General features: G+C 72.2%; 13 protein-coding genes. 9 read left to right on the forward strand and 4 right to left on the reverse strand.

The window, feature by feature from the left end:
- Positions 1-14: 14 nt before the first annotated feature.
- From zapE to ACFV8T_RS16685, 5 genes are all read left to right on the forward strand, one after another.
- On the forward strand, positions 15-1154 hold the full coding sequence (gene zapE / locus ACFV8T_RS16665; protein WP_385328099.1) for a cell division protein ZapE: 1140 nt from the start codon (positions 15-17) through the stop codon (positions 1152-1154).
- A gap of 85 nt (positions 1155-1239) precedes the next feature.
- Positions 1240-1665, forward strand: coding sequence for an OsmC family peroxiredoxin (locus tag ACFV8T_RS16670; protein ID WP_385328100.1), 426 nt, complete (start codon positions 1240-1242; stop codon positions 1663-1665).
- A 126-nt stretch (positions 1666-1791) separates the two neighbouring features.
- Positions 1792-3192 (forward strand): alkaline phosphatase PhoX, encoded by a 1401-nt coding sequence (locus ACFV8T_RS16675; RefSeq protein ID WP_385328102.1) that lies wholly within the window; start codon positions 1792-1794, stop codon positions 3190-3192.
- Positions 3193-3447: 255 nt separating this feature from the next.
- A complete protein-coding gene (locus ACFV8T_RS16680; RefSeq protein ID WP_385328104.1) occupies positions 3448-5670 on the forward strand; it encodes an FAD-dependent oxidoreductase in 2223 nt (740 codons plus the stop codon).
- A gap of 171 nt (positions 5671-5841) precedes the next feature.
- Positions 5842-6693 (forward strand): polysaccharide deacetylase family protein, encoded by an 852-nt coding sequence (locus tag ACFV8T_RS16685; protein WP_385328106.1) that lies wholly within the window; start codon positions 5842-5844, stop codon positions 6691-6693.
- An 11-nt stretch (positions 6694-6704) separates the two neighbouring features.
- On the opposite strand, the gene ACFV8T_RS16690 is transcribed toward ACFV8T_RS16685, so the two are convergent.
- Genes ACFV8T_RS16690 through ACFV8T_RS16705 form a run of 4 tightly spaced genes read right to left on the reverse strand, consistent with a single transcriptional unit; the run spans position 6705 to position 9170 of the window.
- Positions 6705-6920 carry a hypothetical protein gene (locus ACFV8T_RS16690; protein ID WP_385328108.1) on the reverse strand — a complete coding sequence of 72 codons (216 nt, stop codon included), beginning with the start codon at positions 6918-6920 and terminating at the stop codon, positions 6705-6707.
- 14 nt (positions 6921-6934) lie between these two features.
- A complete protein-coding gene (locus ACFV8T_RS16695) occupies positions 6935-7603 on the reverse strand; it encodes an ABC transporter (protein ID WP_385328109.1) in 669 nt (222 codons plus the stop codon).
- On the reverse strand, positions 7600-8448 hold the full coding sequence (locus ACFV8T_RS16700) for an ATP-binding cassette domain-containing protein (RefSeq protein WP_385328111.1): 849 nt from the start codon (positions 8446-8448) through the stop codon (positions 7600-7602). Before ACFV8T_RS16700 ends, ACFV8T_RS16695 begins: the two co-directional genes overlap by 4 nt.
- Positions 8449-8492: 44 nt before the next feature.
- A complete protein-coding gene (locus ACFV8T_RS16705; protein ID WP_266428330.1) occupies positions 8493-9170 on the reverse strand; it encodes an AIM24 family protein in 678 nt (225 codons plus the stop codon).
- Positions 9171-9241: 71 nt separating this feature from the next.
- Here ACFV8T_RS16705 and ACFV8T_RS16710 point away from each other — a divergent pair, with 71 nt between their 5' ends.
- The 4 genes from ACFV8T_RS16710 to ACFV8T_RS16725 all read left to right on the forward strand — a co-directional run bounded on the left by ACFV8T_RS16710 (position 9242) and on the right by ACFV8T_RS16725 (position 13416).
- Complete coding sequence (locus ACFV8T_RS16710) at positions 9242-10003, forward strand: peptidyl-tRNA hydrolase (RefSeq protein ID WP_385328113.1); 762 nt, start codon at positions 9242-9244, stop codon at positions 10001-10003.
- Positions 10004-10179: 176 nt separating this feature from the next.
- The gene (locus ACFV8T_RS16715; RefSeq protein WP_385328115.1) at positions 10180-11478 is read left to right on the forward strand and encodes a DUF692 domain-containing protein; all 1299 of its coding nucleotides are present in this window, start codon (positions 10180-10182) and stop codon (positions 11476-11478) included.
- 5 nt (positions 11479-11483) lie between these two features.
- Complete coding sequence (locus tag ACFV8T_RS16720) at positions 11484-12536, forward strand: TIGR04222 domain-containing membrane protein (RefSeq protein WP_385328116.1); 1053 nt, start codon at positions 11484-11486, stop codon at positions 12534-12536.
- Positions 12537-12615: 79 nt separating this feature from the next.
- A complete protein-coding gene (locus ACFV8T_RS16725) occupies positions 12616-13416 on the forward strand; it encodes a TIGR04222 domain-containing membrane protein (protein ID WP_385328117.1) in 801 nt (266 codons plus the stop codon).
- Positions 13417-13560: the final 144 nt, after the last annotated feature.

Consider the following 13560-nt stretch of genomic DNA (forward strand, 5'->3'; position numbering starts at 1 on the left):
TAAGGTTGAGAGTTGTGTCGTCCTCCACAGCCCTGCCGGGGCAGAGCCCCATAGCCGAAACGGCCCCCCTGTCCCTCTGCGCACTCGAGCCCCGCGTTCCCGCCGACCGGCTGGTCGCCGAGATGGTGCCGCCGCCGCGCTTCGACTCCGTACGCTTCGATACGTACGTGCCGGACCCCAACCAGCCGAGCCAGACCGAGGCGGTCGAGGTCCTGGGCGACTTCGCGGCCGGGCTCGGCGGCGCGCACGTCAGCGGCTCGGGCAAGACCGGAAGAGCGCGAAGCGCGTCCTTCGAGGGGTGGTGGCGTGCGACGGGCGGGCGGTTCAGCAGGAAGCCCGCCGCTCCGTCGGCGCCCCTCGGGGTCTACCTCGACGGCGGTTACGGCGTCGGCAAGACCCATCTGCTGGCCTCCCTCTGGCACGCCACCCCCGCCGCCCCCTCGCTGAAGGCGTTCGGCACCTTCGTCGAGCTGACCAACCTGGTCGGCGCGCTGGGCTTCCAGCAGACCGTGCAGACGCTGAGCGGGCACCGGCTGCTGTGCATCGACGAGTTCGAACTGGACGACCCGGGCGACACCGTGCTGGTGTCGTCGCTGCTGAGCCGGCTGGTCGAGGCGGGGGTCGCGCTCGCCGCCACCTCCAACACGCTGCCCGGCAAGCTCGGCGAGGGCCGGTTCGCCGCGGCCGACTTCCTGCGGGAGATCCAGGGGCTGTCCGCGCACTTCCGTCCGCTGCGGATCGACGGCGAGGACTACCGCCACCGCGGGCTGCCCGAGGCCCCGCCGCCGTACTCCGACGAGCAGGTCACCAGGGCCGCGTACGCCACCGAGGGCGCCAGCCTGGACGACTTCCCCTCGCTGCTCGACCATCTCGCCCGGGTCCATCCGAGCCGCTACGGCGCGCTGACGGACGGTCTGCGGGCGGTCTGCCTCACCGAGGTACAGCCGGTTCCCGACCAGTCGACCGCACTGCGGCTCGTCGTCCTCGCGGACCGGCTGTACGACCGGGAGGTCCCGGTGCTCGCCTCCGGGCTGCCGTTCGACCGGCTGTTCAGTGAGGAGATGCTGAACGGCGGATACCGGAAGAAGTACTTCCGGGCGATCTCCCGGCTGACGGCGCTGGCGCGCGACGCGAAGGGGCTGGTGGCGCAGTAGGTTCGGGGACGTACCTCCCCCTCGGAGCCCTCGGGCGCCGAGGGGCTCCCGTATCGACCGCGCACACCGTTTGAAGGGATTCGGCATGGCAACCACGCGTCAGGCTCACACGGTCTGGGAAGGCAACCTGCTCGAGGGCAAGGGGGTCGTCACCCTCGACTCCTCCGGCATCGGCGAGTTCGATGTCTCCTGGCCGTCCCGCGCGGAGAAGCCGAACGGAAAGACCAGCCCCGAGGAGCTCATCGCGGCGGCCCACTCCAGCTGCTTCTCGATGGCGCTGGCCCACGGTCTGGCCGCGGCCGGCACCCCGTCGACCCAGCTGACCACCACGGCCGACGTCACCCTCCAGCCCGGCACCGGCATCACCGGTATCCACCTCACCGTCCAGGGCCAGGTGCCCGGTATCGACGAGGCGGACTTCGTCAAGGCCGCCGAGGACGCGAAGGCGAACTGCCCGGTCAGCCAGGCGCTGACCGGCACGACGATCACGCTCTCCGCCTCGCTGACCTGACCACAGGGGCCACTCCCGGCCCGGGACACACCTGGGGGCCCGGTGACCCGCATGGTTCCCGCGCGGCGATACGCGTGCTACACACATGCGGGTCACTTCTCCTGTCCGCCAGCAGGGAGTTGCCTCATGTCATCAGAAACGTCACGACCGACCGCGGAAACGTCACGCCTGTCCGCCACCCGTCGCCAGGTCCTGGCCGGCAGCGGCGCGGCCGTTGCCTCGATCGCCTTCACCGGGGCGTTCTCCGAACTCTTCGCGGGTACCGCGGCCGCCCGGGGACACAGCGGGTACGGCCCGCTGGTGCCCGACCCCGACGGTCTGCTCGACCTTCCGAAGGGCTTCCGCTACCGCGTCCTGTCCAGGGAGGGCGACCGGCTCCGCTCCGGCGAGGGCCCGGTACCCAGCAACCACGACGGCATGGCCGCCTTCGCCGGCCGTCACGGACACGTCCGTCTGGTCCGCAACCACGAGAACCGCGTCACCGCGAAGCTCCAGGTCCCGGTCGTCGAGGGCCTCACCTACGACCCGATGGGCAAGGGCGGCTGTACGGCCCTGGAGCTGGACGGCCGCAACAACGTCCTCGGCGAACGCGTCGCCATCGCCGGTACGGCGGTGAACTGCGCGGGCGGCCGTACCCCTTGGAACACCTGGCTGACCTGCGAGGAGACCGAGGACAGAGCCGGTACCAACGGCTACACCAAGGACCACGGCTTCATCTTCGAGGTGGACGGCGCCGATCCGCACCGCACCGGGGCCGTGCCGCTCACCGCGATGGGCCGCTTCCAGCACGAGGCCATCGCGATCGACCCGAAGAGCGGGATCGTCTACGAGACGGAGGACGCGTTCGACAAGCCGTTCGGGCTCTTCTACCGCTTCCTGCCGAACAAACCGCTCGGCGGCACGGGCTCGCTGCGGGCCGGCGGCCATCTGGAGGCCATGCGGGTGCCGGGCGTGCCCGACCTCTCCGTGGTCCAGGAGACCGGGGCGAGCTTCGAGGGCATCGAGTGGGTCCCCGTACCGGACCCGCTGGCGGCCGAGACGCCGATCCGGTTCCAGGACTTCGGCCCGAAGGGCATCACGCACGCGCAGAAGCTGGAGGGCTGCTACTGGGGCGGCTCCTCGGTCTACTTCGTCTCCAGCTTCGCGCACAGCTCGCAGGGGTCGGCCGCCGACCACTACGGCCAGGTGTGGCGGTACGAGCCGAAGCGGCGCCGCCTCACGCTCGTGATCGTCTTCGGCCCCGGCACGGACGTGCAACTGCCGGGCGAGTCCCCGGACAACATCTGCCTCGCCGCCGACGGCGGGCTGATGGTGTGCGAGGACGGCGACGGCGCGCAGCATGTGTTCGGACTGACGCGGGGCGGCGAGGTCTACGCGATGGCGCGGGGCCGGCAGAACATCGGGACACCGCAGGAGCCCGAGTGGGGAGAGTTCGCCGGGGTCACGTTCGCTCCGGACGGCGGGACGATGTATGTGAACTGCTACACACCGGGGACGACGTTCGCGGTGACGGGGCCGTGGCGCTGACGCGCTGAGCCACGAGGGGCCGGGGGCGGACAGTCGATGTCCGCCCCCCGTGCGCTGCCCGAACGGCCCGCGTCCCGACGGACATCGGCCGCAGAAGCTGCGGCGGGGATCCACGCATGGAGATAGGCTCCCGCCTGGTTCCGCGCGCCTCCGCGGAACCCGTTCGCACCGACGGGGACGGAACACACCTCACCCTCGACGGTGCACCGCATGCCTTCCGCAGCCTCGAAACCAACCCCCGATGGGACGTGAACCATGAGGCAAGAAACCGCACGGCACGACATCACCGTCGTCGGCGGCGGTCTGGCCGGTGTCTGCGCGGCGATTGCCGCCGCCCGGCTGGGCCGTACCGTGGCACTGATCAACAACCGGCCGGTTCTCGGCGGGAATTCAAGCAGTGAAGTCCGGGTCTGGGTCGTCGGCGCCACCGCACACGGCAACAACCACAACGCCCGTGAGGGCGGCATCATGGGCGAACTCTTCGTCGAGAACCAGTTCCGCAACCCGGACGGGAATCCGTACTACTGGGACATGGTCGTGCTGGACGCGGTCCGGGCCGAGCCCGGGATCACGCTCTACCTCAACACCGACGTGCGGGAGGTGGACGCGGACGGGCCCGAGGACGCCCGGCACATCAACGCCGTCACCGGGTGGATGATGGGCTCCGAGCGGCTCATCCGCTTCGAGAGCGAGCTGTTCCTGGACTGTTCGGGAGACGGCCTGGTCGGCGCCCTGGCGGGTGCCCGCCACCGCATCGGCCGGGAGTCGCGGGCGGAGTACCTCGAACCGTGGGCGCCGGAGGAGGCCGATCGCATCACGCTGGGATCGACCCTGCTCTTCTACACCAAGGACGCGGGGCACCCGGTCAAGTACGTGCCGCCGTCCTTCGCCAAGAACATCGCCGAGACCTCGATTCCGCAGCGCCGCATCATCAAGTCCGGTGACAACGGCTGTGCTTACTGGTGGATCGAGTTCGGCGGCGAGCTGGACACGGTGCATGACAACGATGCCATCCGTGACGAGTTGTGGGCGGTCATCCACGGCATCTGGGACCACATCAAGAACTCGGGCGAGTTCGACGCCGCCAACATGACGCTGGAGTGGGTGGGTTCGGTGCCCGGCAAGCGCGAGTACCGGCGCTTCCTCGGTGACTACGTGCTCCACCAGGGCGACATACTCGGCCAGACCGAATTCGCCGACCGGATCGCGTTCGGCGGCTGGTCCATCGATCTGCATCCGCCGAAGGGCATGTACGCCGACGGGGACGGCGCCAAGCAGCGCTACGCGGACGGGATTTACCACATTCCCTACCGAAGCCTGTACTCGGTGAACACGACGAACCTGCTCTTCGCCGGGCGCAACATCTCCTCCAGCCATGTCGCCTTCGGCTCGACCCGGGTCATGGCGACCTGCGCGACGATCGGCCAGGCCGCGGGCACCGCCGCCGCGCTGTGCGCCGCCCGGGGTGTCGCCCCGCGCGCACTCGATGTGCCCGTGCTGCAGCGCGCCCTGCTGCGGGAGGACGCCTCCGTCATCGGTCTGGCGTCGGCCGACCCGGACGACCTGGCCCTGCGCGCCACCGTCGCGGCCTCGTCCAGCCTGACCGACTTCGGTGTCGGAACACTGCGGGAGCGCCTGCCGCTGACCGCCGACGCCGGCCTGGTGCTTCCCGTCGACCCCGAACTGACCGGCCTCGAACTGCTCGTCGACGCCGAGCGGGACACGGAACTCGTCGTCGAGCTCCACGACCCGGAGCTCGGACAGAACTACGTCCCCCGCCGCCTCGTCGACACCGTCACCGTGCCGGTCGCCGCCGGGTCGAAGCAGTGGGTCGCGACGGGGCTCCGGTGGACGCCGGAGAGCGCCCGCAACGCCTTCGTCGTCGTACGGGCCAATGAGGACCTCGCCCTGTACAGCACCGACGGGCCGGCCCCGGGCGTGCTCGCCCTCACCCGCGTCCCGCTGGACCCGCGTGCCGAGTCGCCGCAGCCGCTGCGCGAGTGGACCGACAGGGGCCTGCTGCGCCGCGGCTTCTGCTTCCGGGCGGGCGAGACCGCCGCGTACGCCCCCGCCAAGGCCGTGGACGGCTACGCCCGCCCGTACGCCGGTCCGCACATGTGGGTCTCCGAGCCCCTCCGGGAGGGCGTGGGAGCCTGGCTGGAGCTTGCCTGGCCGCAGCCGGTCACGCTCCGCCGGATCGATGTCCTCGCCGACGACGACGTCAACGAGGACCTGATCAACCTGCATCACCACCGGACCCCGTTCGACACGCTGCCGACCCTGCTGCGGGACTACCGCGTCGAAGAGCGCGATGCGGACGGCACCTGGCGGACCGTCTCCCGCACGACGGACAACCGGCGCCGCCGCCAGGTGCACACCCTGGACGAGCCGGTCACGTCGACGGCTCTGAGGATCGTCGTCGAGGCGACCAACGGAGCCGCCTCGGCGCACGTTGTCGCGGTTCGCGCGTACGCGTAGGAGCGGACCGCCCGGCGGACCCGCCGGGCGGACCCGCGGGACGGATCATCCGGGGCGGCGATTCGACGGCCCGGGTGAATCCGCGCGCGACTCCGACGGAGGCAAGCGCCATATCCACCTACTAGTCACACAGCTAGATAGTTTCCGCTAGTGACTCATTCCGTGCGGAAAATGACGGCTCTGACCGTTCTTGGTGTGGTGCTCGGCAGCCTCACCGGCTGTGGGGGCCACGGCAGCACGCCCGCCGACGGCCCCTCGGCCTCAGGGCGTACGCCTTTCGTGGTCCATGCTCCGTCGCACCCGGTCTCGGTACCGCCGCCCACCATGCCTCCGGGCCCCGGGGCACAGACACCCGTCTTCACCCACGGGGTGAGGACCGGCGAGAAGGTGGTGGCGCTGACCTTCGACGCCGACATGACGGCCGCCGAGGGGCCCCGCGCGGCAGCGGGCGAGCACTTCGACAACCCCGGACTGATCGCGCTGCTGCGCGAGTTGAAGGTGCCCGCGACGGTGTTCATGACGGGGCGGTGGGCCGAGGAGTACCCGGCGCAGGCCAGGTCCATCGGCGCCGATCCCCTCTTCGAGGTCGGCAACCACTCGTACAGCCACTACGCCTTCACGTCCCCCTGCTACGGGCTGCCGACCGTGGCGAAGGGCGACATGCGCGCCGATACGGCGCGGGCCTTCGCCTCGTTCCGGAAGGCCGGCGTGCGCAATACGGTGCCGTACTTCCGCTTCCCCGGCGGCTGTTACGACGATGCGTCGCTGCGCGCGCTCACGCCCGAGAAGGTGACGGCGGTGCAGTGGGACGTCGTCAGCGGCGACGCCTTCGCGACGAACGCGGACGCGGTGGCCGAGCAGGTGCTGGAAGGGGTGCAGCCGGGCTCACTGGTCGTCATGCACTGCACCCGCAGCGCGGCGCCGGTCACGGACGAGGCGGTACGCCAGGTGGTCCCCGAACTGCGCAGACGCGGATACCGCTTCGTGAAGGTCTCCGACCTGATCCGGGCGGCGCAGCGCTGAGGCCTGCCCCGTTAGCCGGAGCATGCCGTGCGCTGGGCCTCCTGCCATTCGCAGACCGGGCAGAGGGTGATGCCCCTGACCGACTCCGGGTACTCGGTCGGCTTCCGGCAGAGCACGCACTCGGCGTACGGAGGGCCCACGGCGGTCTCCGTCCCGGTGGCCGCGGGGTCCGCGGCCGGTGTACCGCAGTACGCCTCTTCCCTGCGTCCATCCATGCGCTCGTCCATGCGTACGAGCCTACTCAGCCGCGCAGGGAAGCCAGCTTGCAGGCGAGCGCGGCCGCCGCGGCGGCGAGGGCGGCGGCGGCCACGAACGGCAGGACGGGCAGGTGGACCGTGCCCGTCCGCGAGCCGGTGACCAGGTCCGTCACGGCGGAGTTCGCGGGCGAACCGCTGGTCACGAGGGCCAGCAGCGCGGCCGACACGGTGCCGGCGACGGACCAGCCCCGCCGGCGCAGCAGCGGCCGGGTGCAGAGCGCACCGACCACCGCCCCCAGCAGCACACAGCAGGCGACGGCGAGCAGTCCGGCGATCCCGGCGGGCAGCAGCGCCACCCGGACGGCGTTGTCGGTGCTGGCCGGCTTGCTGATCAGCAGCACGGTCAAGGTGGCGGCCACGCCCAGCAGCCCGCCGCAGCCGAGTGCGGCAAGCAGCGATGCCAGATGCGCCTTCGGCGATCCCACCACCGCGGCGGTCACGGTCCGGGCGGCGGGCGGTTCCTGGTTGACGCAGAGCTGTACGAGCCAGGCGGTGACGGGCAGGAGCCCGGCGGCGGCGTAGCCGAGCGAGTCGAGGACGGGCTGCCCCCACTGCACGCCGATGCCGACGAAGGCCACGTACAGCAGGACCGGGGCGAGCCAGCGCTGGGAGCGGACCAGCAGGGCGGTCTGGTAGCGGAGGAGGGCGGTCATGATGCCTCGGGGGTCGGGGTGCGGTGCGGGGGCCCGTCGGTCCCCGGGCCCGCCACGCGGCCGGGGGCGGCGGCCAGTTGCCGGATGTGCCAGGGCGGGCGCGCGGTGAGCAGGGCGCGCAGCAGCGCGTCGGAGTGCGCGGCCGCGACGGTGAGCCGCACGCCCCCGTCGGCCCCGGGCGTGTGCTCCGGCGCGCCCGGCAGCCCGGCGGGGAGCACGGCGCCGGGCGGGCCCGCCGCCTCGATCCGTACCCGCGGGCCCGTCTCGACGGACCGTGCCCCGGATGTGGCGAACAGGCCGTTCCCCTCGATCCGGAACACGGCGTCGGCCGCCCCGGCGAGCCTGCGCGGGTCGTGGTCGACGAAGACGACGGTGGCGCCGGCCGCGACCCGTTCGGCCACGGCCCGGTCCAGCTCGTCGCGGGCCGCCGTGTCGAGCCCGGTCCATGCCTCGTCCAGGATCAGCAGCTCCGGCTCGGCGAGGAGCGCCTGGGCGACGGCGACCTTCTGGCTGGTGCCCTTGGAGAGGTCCGGGAGCGGTGTACGGGCGTGGCCGGCGGCCCCGAAGCGTTCGAGCCACGATCGGGCGCGCTCCGCCGCCTCGGAGGTCCGCAGGCCGTGGATACGGCCGAGGTGGACGAGGTACCCGGCCGCGGTGAACGGCAACGCGGCCGAGAAGCGTTCGGGGACGTACGCCGTGCGCGGCCGGCGGCCGGTGATCCGGCCCTCCGTCGGGGAGTCGATCCCGGCGAGCAGCCTCAGCAGGGTCGACTTCCCGGTGCCGTTGGCGCCCTCGATCCGGATCAGGGTGTGCGCGGGCAGGTCGAGGTCGACCCCGCGCAGCACCCACGGTCCGCCGAGGCCGTACCGGCGGCCGACGCCTGTCAGGTTCAGTTGGCCGTCGCCTTCTCGGGCTTGGCCTCGCTGGGTCGTACGATCACGAAGCCCTCGCCGTCCAGCCGCAGTTGGACGGCCTCGCCGGATCCGCCGCGGATCATGGAGCCGAAGCTCTGCGAGCGGTGCAGCGAGGTGTTCAGGTTGGCGCTCCAGCCGACCACGGCGTCCGTGTCGACGCAGACCGGCTGCTGGGGCGTGACGGGTATCACGATGGGGTGGCCCTCACACATCAGGCCGAGCTTGCCGTATCCGGTGAAGACGCTGTTGAAGAGCCCGCCACCGGTCATCCCGGCGCCCTTCACGGTCTTGATCTCGTAGGAGAGCGTGGAGTCGAAGCAGAGCACGTTGCGGCCGTTGATCGTGAGGACGTCGCCGTGCTCCATGTCCACGATGAAGCAGTTGGCGGCCTCGTGCGCGAACCATGCCTCGCCCTGGCCGCGGACCGCCATCAGCGGCAGCCCCTCGCCGGTCACGGCGCGCTTGAGCATGCCGCCTATGCCCTGGCCCTTGCGCTCGAACTGCAGATCGCCGCGGAAGGCGATCATCGAACCCTGGCGGGCGTGCATCTCGCCGTTGACGGCGTACTTGATGGATTTGGCGTTCTGCAGGGTCATCCCGGGGGCCGTTGCCTGCTGCGCCATGTTCTCGCTGGAAAAGAGATCGCTCTTCATGCGGTGCATCCTCACCCGGAGCGTTTCATTCCGCCAAGAATCATTTTCCGGGCGGCTGGCAGACTGGACGGGTGAGCAGCAATGACACCCCCGTATCCCCGTCCGCATCCCCGGCCACGCCCCACTCACCTGCGGCGGACAGCCCGTTCAGGACGGAGCCGACGAGCCTCGACGAGGCACCGCAGTACGTGCTCCCGCTCGTGGTGCACATCGAGAAGACGGCTCCCCCGGCCCGTACCGACGCTCTGCGGACCGCCGCCCGCGCGGTGCTCGTGATGCTCTCCGACGAGCGCTCGGACGGCGAGGGCGAGTGGGCGCGGGCGATGCGGGACTGGCAGGACGCCCGGATCCGCAAGGTGGTGCGGCGGGCGCGCGGCGCGGAGTGGCGCAAGGCGTCCGCGCTGCCGGGCATCACGGTCACGGGCGAGAGCGCCGAGGTGCGGGTCTTCCCGCCGGTGCCTCTGGACGGCTGGCCGAAGGAGCTGGCGAAGCTCCAGGTCTCGGGGACGGATCTGGACGATCCCGAGCCGCCCGCCGCGCCCGATCCCTCGGGCCCGGTGCTGTGGCTCAACCCGGAGCTGGACATGTCTGCGGGCAAGACCATGGCGCAGGCCGGACACGGTGCGCAGCTCGCCTGGTGGGAACTGCCGGAGACCGAGCGCAAGGCGTGGCGCGAGGCGGGCTTTCCGCTCTCCGTCGCCACCGCGGAGCCGGGCCGCTGGCAGGAACTCACGGTGAGTGGGCTTCCGGTGGTGCATGACGCCGGGTTCACCGAGATCGCTCCCGGCTCGTGCACGGTGGTCGCCGACCATCCGGCACTGCGACGCGGCTGAGCGCGGGCGGGGCGGCTCCGTCGCGTCCGTCCCCGAGGACCCGCCCCCGAGGACCGTCCCCGCCCCGACCGCCCCGGACCGGGAACCTCAAATCAAGCTCTGAACGTCCTCCTGTTCGGATTCAGCACCGCCCTCCGGGGCCATGAGCCCTGCACGGTGCGAAGGAGGGGGACGGCATGGAGCTGGGAATAGGTATCGGCTGGCGGCCGGAGATCGCGGACGCCGTCGAGGCGCTGCCCGGGATCGACTGGGTGGAGGCGGTGGCGGAGAACATCTGCACCGGCCATCTGCCCGATTCGCTGGTACGGCTCAGGGAGCGCGGGGTCACGGTCGTGCCGCACGGCGTCTCACTGGGCCTCGGCGGGGCCGACCGCCCCGACGCGGGACGGCTCGCGGATCTCGCCGCCCGCGCCGAGCTGCTCTCCGCGCCCCTGGTGACCGAGCACATCGCGTTCGTACGGGCCGGGGGGCCGCGCACCTCTTCGCCGGGGCTGGAAGCGGGCCATCTGCTGCCCGTCCCGCGGACCCGGGACGCCTTGGACGTGCTGTGCGAGAACGTACGCGTCGCGCAGGACTCGCTGCCGGTGCCGCTGGCCCTGGAGAACATCGCGGCGCTGATCTCCTGGCCGGGCGAGGAGCTGACCGAGGGGCAGTTCCTGGCGGAGCTGGTCGAGCGCACCGGGGTCCGGCTGCTGATCGACGTCGCCAATCTGCACACCAACCACGTCAACCGGGGCGAGGACCCGGCCACCGCGCTCGACGAGCTGCCGGTGGAGGCCATCGCGTACGTACATGTGGCGGGCGGCGTCGAGAAGGACGGCGTCTGGCACGACACCCACGCCCACCCGGTCACCGCGCCCGTCCTCGACGTCCTCGCCGAACTCCGTTCCCGGGTCGACCCGCCCGGTGTCCTCCTGGAACGCGACGACGACTTCCCGCCGGCCGGGGAACTGGCGGGCGAACTGGACACGATCCGCGCCACCTTGGACCGGTCTGCGGCGCACATGACGCGGTCCGTGCCGGGTTGCCGTCCGGCCGCGCGGACCGTGGCGTCCGCGCCCCCGGACGCGACGCGCGACCGGCTCGCGGCCGCCCAGAACGCGCTGCTCTGCGCCCTCGTCGCGGGTGGCCCCGCCCCGCAGGGCTTCGACCGGCGCCGCCTCGGGATCCAGAGCCGCGCCCTGGCCGCCAAGCGGGCCGGGGTCGTCGCCAAGCTGGCACCGGAGCTGCCGCAGATCCTGGGCGCCGGCTACCGGGACGCCTTCCTGGCGTACGCCACGGCCCGCCCCATGTCCGCCGGATACCGGCGCGACGCGCTGGACTTCGCCGAGGAGCTGCTGATTGCGGGCCGACCCGCCGACGACGCCGCCCGGCGCCGGCTGACCCACTGGTGGCAGGACCGGGCCGGCGCGCGCCCGCCGCGCCGCACCACCCGGTTCGTACGAGCGGCCCGCGCGGCCCTGACAGGAAGGTGACCGGCATGAACACCGTGGCACTGCTGGTGGATCTCGGCATCGCGCTCTCCTCCGTCGTTCTGGTCGTGGGGCTCGCGCGTGCCCGTGGCGGCGTCGGCGGCTCCGTCCACGACCTCTACGAAGTCGCCTTCCTCAACGGTGGTCCGGGCAGGGTCGTGGACACCGCGCTCACCGCGATGCGGGCGGACGGACGGCTGGCCGTCGGGGGTCCCGGAATCGTCGCCGTCCAGCGGGCCGAGGCCCGTGACCCGGTGGAGCGCGCGGTGCTCCAGGAGTACGCCCTGGCCCCCAGCGGCGCGCTGCACACCCTGCGCGAGGCGGTGATGCGGCACCCCGCGGTGCAGGAGATCGGCGACGGGCTCGCGGCCCGCGGTCTGCTGGCCGCGCCCGCCGCGAGCCGGGTATGGCGCCGCTGGGGCTTGGCCCAGGGACTGGTCTGCGTACTGGCCGTGCCGCTCACCATCGTGGCGACCGTCACACAGTCGCTGTCCGACGAACTGTCCCCGGACTCCCCCTTGCCCTTCGTCTTCAAGGTGCTCCCGGCCCTGATCCCCGGCTTCCTCATCGGCTTCGTCTGCACCGGCATCGCCCGGGGACGCGTCACCAGGTCGGGGCGGCGGGCCGCCGAGGCGTACCGCTCCGCCCGAGCGGGCAACCCTCAGCCGGCCCATCTGGTCGCCACGCTCGGGCTGCGGGCCCTCCCCGATCCCGAGCTCCAGGCGCAGTTGATCGCGGCGGCCCGGATGCAGCAGGGCGGACGGGCGTCCGGGCGGCAGGCACGCTCGGTGGCTGCGGCGTCCACGGGCGCCTCCGCCCTGCTCCTCGCACCGGTGGTGTGGTGTGCCGGCACGAGCCCCGGTCACGGCAGTTGCGGGAGCTCCGGCGACGGGGGCAGCGGCGGGGGCGGGTGCAGTTCCGGGTCGGGCTGTGGATCGGGGTCCGGCTGCGGCGGGTCGAGCGGCTCCGGCTGCGGCGGCAGCAGCGGTTCCAGCTGCTCCAGCAGCAGCTGTGGTGGCGGGTCCAGCAGCTGTGGTGGTGGGTCCAGTTGTGGCAGTTAGGACCTGCCCGGCGCCGCCGAACCGTCCGCATGATGAACAGGCCATGGCTTTCCACGCCCGTCCCGCATAGGAATCCGCCATGCTCTGGGTTCTGTTTCTGTTGGTCGCATGGGGTGCGGCAGCCATCTCGTGCGCCCGGCTCTGCCTCGTCTCGGCCCGCACGGGACTGCTGTCCGCCGCCTCCTCGGATCCCGCGGAGAGCACCGGCTCCGGCCATGAACTGACCCTGTACGAGACGGCGTTCCTGGCCGGCGGTCCTCACCGGGTGGTCGATCTGGCGCTGGTCACCATGCATCTGCGACGACGGCTGCTGCTCGCCCACACCGGCTGGGCGACGGTCGTCGACCCGGAGGGCCGGGACGAGATGGAGCGCACGGTGATACGTGCGATAGGCCCGCAGGGCCAGGCCCCGATACCTCCGGTACGGACGGCCGCGGCGACCGCCGACGCCGTGCGTGCCCTGGCCGACCGGCTCGTCGCCGCCGGCCTGGCGCTGCCGCGCGGTGCCGGGACCGATGTCGGCGCCGCGGTGCGCGCGGTGCGGGGCGCGACTCTGCTGGTGCTCGCGATGGGCGCGGTCACGCTGCTGATGCCCGGTCAGAAGCACGGTCCCGGCGGCCCGGTGGTGTCGCTGCTCGTGTGGTTCGGACTGCCGTTCGCGCTGACGGTCGGCTGTCTGGCCATCGCCCGGATGGAGATCCATCCGTACAGCTCGTGGGCCTCGCCCGCCGGTCAGCGGCTGCTGGCCGCGAACGACGTGCCGGCCGCCGGGGCGGACCGCGACGTCCTGGCGGTGATCGCCGTACGGGGTGTGCGCGCCGTGGACGATCCGGCGCTGCGGGCCGCGCTCGGCGGCGGGGCGGGCGGACCGCTGCGGTAGAACGGCCGGTCCGTCACGGGGTTGGTGCGTGCCGAAGGACGCCGGTGGGGGGGGGGGGAAGAGGGAGGGACCACGAAAAAGGACAAAGGGGGGGGGGAGAAAGGGAGAAAGGAAAACACCGCTCCTTCCCCCCCTTCTTCTCCT

The sequence above is a fragment of the Streptomyces sp. NPDC059832 genome (genome assembly GCF_042731715.1).
Taxonomy (GTDB): Bacteria; Actinomycetota; Actinomycetes; order Streptomycetales; family Streptomycetaceae; genus Streptomyces.

Bases quoted from the DNA above. Each gene is read 5' to 3' on its own strand.
- ACFV8T_RS16670 (WP_385328100.1), top strand. From the start codon at position 1,240: ATGGCAACCACGCGTCAGGCTCACACGGTCTGGGAAGGCAACCTGCTC.
- ACFV8T_RS16675 (WP_385328102.1), top strand. From the start codon at position 1,792: ATGTCATCAGAAACGTCACGACCGACCGCGGAAACGTCACGCCTGTCC.
- ACFV8T_RS16680 (WP_385328104.1), top strand. From the start codon at position 3,448: ATGAGGCAAGAAACCGCACGGCACGACATCACCGTCGTCGGCGGCGGT.
- ACFV8T_RS16685 (WP_385328106.1), top strand. From the start codon at position 5,842: ATGACGGCTCTGACCGTTCTTGGTGTGGTGCTCGGCAGCCTCACCGGC.
- ACFV8T_RS16690 (WP_385328108.1), bottom strand. From the start codon at position 6,920: ATGGACGAGCGCATGGATGGACGCAGGGAAGAGGCGTACTGCGGTACA.
- ACFV8T_RS16695 (WP_385328109.1), bottom strand. From the start codon at position 7,603: ATGACCGCCCTCCTCCGCTACCAGACCGCCCTGCTGGTCCGCTCCCAG.
- ACFV8T_RS16705 (WP_266428330.1), bottom strand. From the start codon at position 9,170: ATGAAGAGCGATCTCTTTTCCAGCGAGAACATGGCGCAGCAGGCAACG.
- ACFV8T_RS16715 (WP_385328115.1), top strand. From the start codon at position 10,180: ATGGAGCTGGGAATAGGTATCGGCTGGCGGCCGGAGATCGCGGACGCC.
- ACFV8T_RS16720 (WP_385328116.1), top strand. From the start codon at position 11,484: ATGAACACCGTGGCACTGCTGGTGGATCTCGGCATCGCGCTCTCCTCC.
- ACFV8T_RS16725 (WP_385328117.1), top strand. From the start codon at position 12,616: ATGCTCTGGGTTCTGTTTCTGTTGGTCGCATGGGGTGCGGCAGCCATC.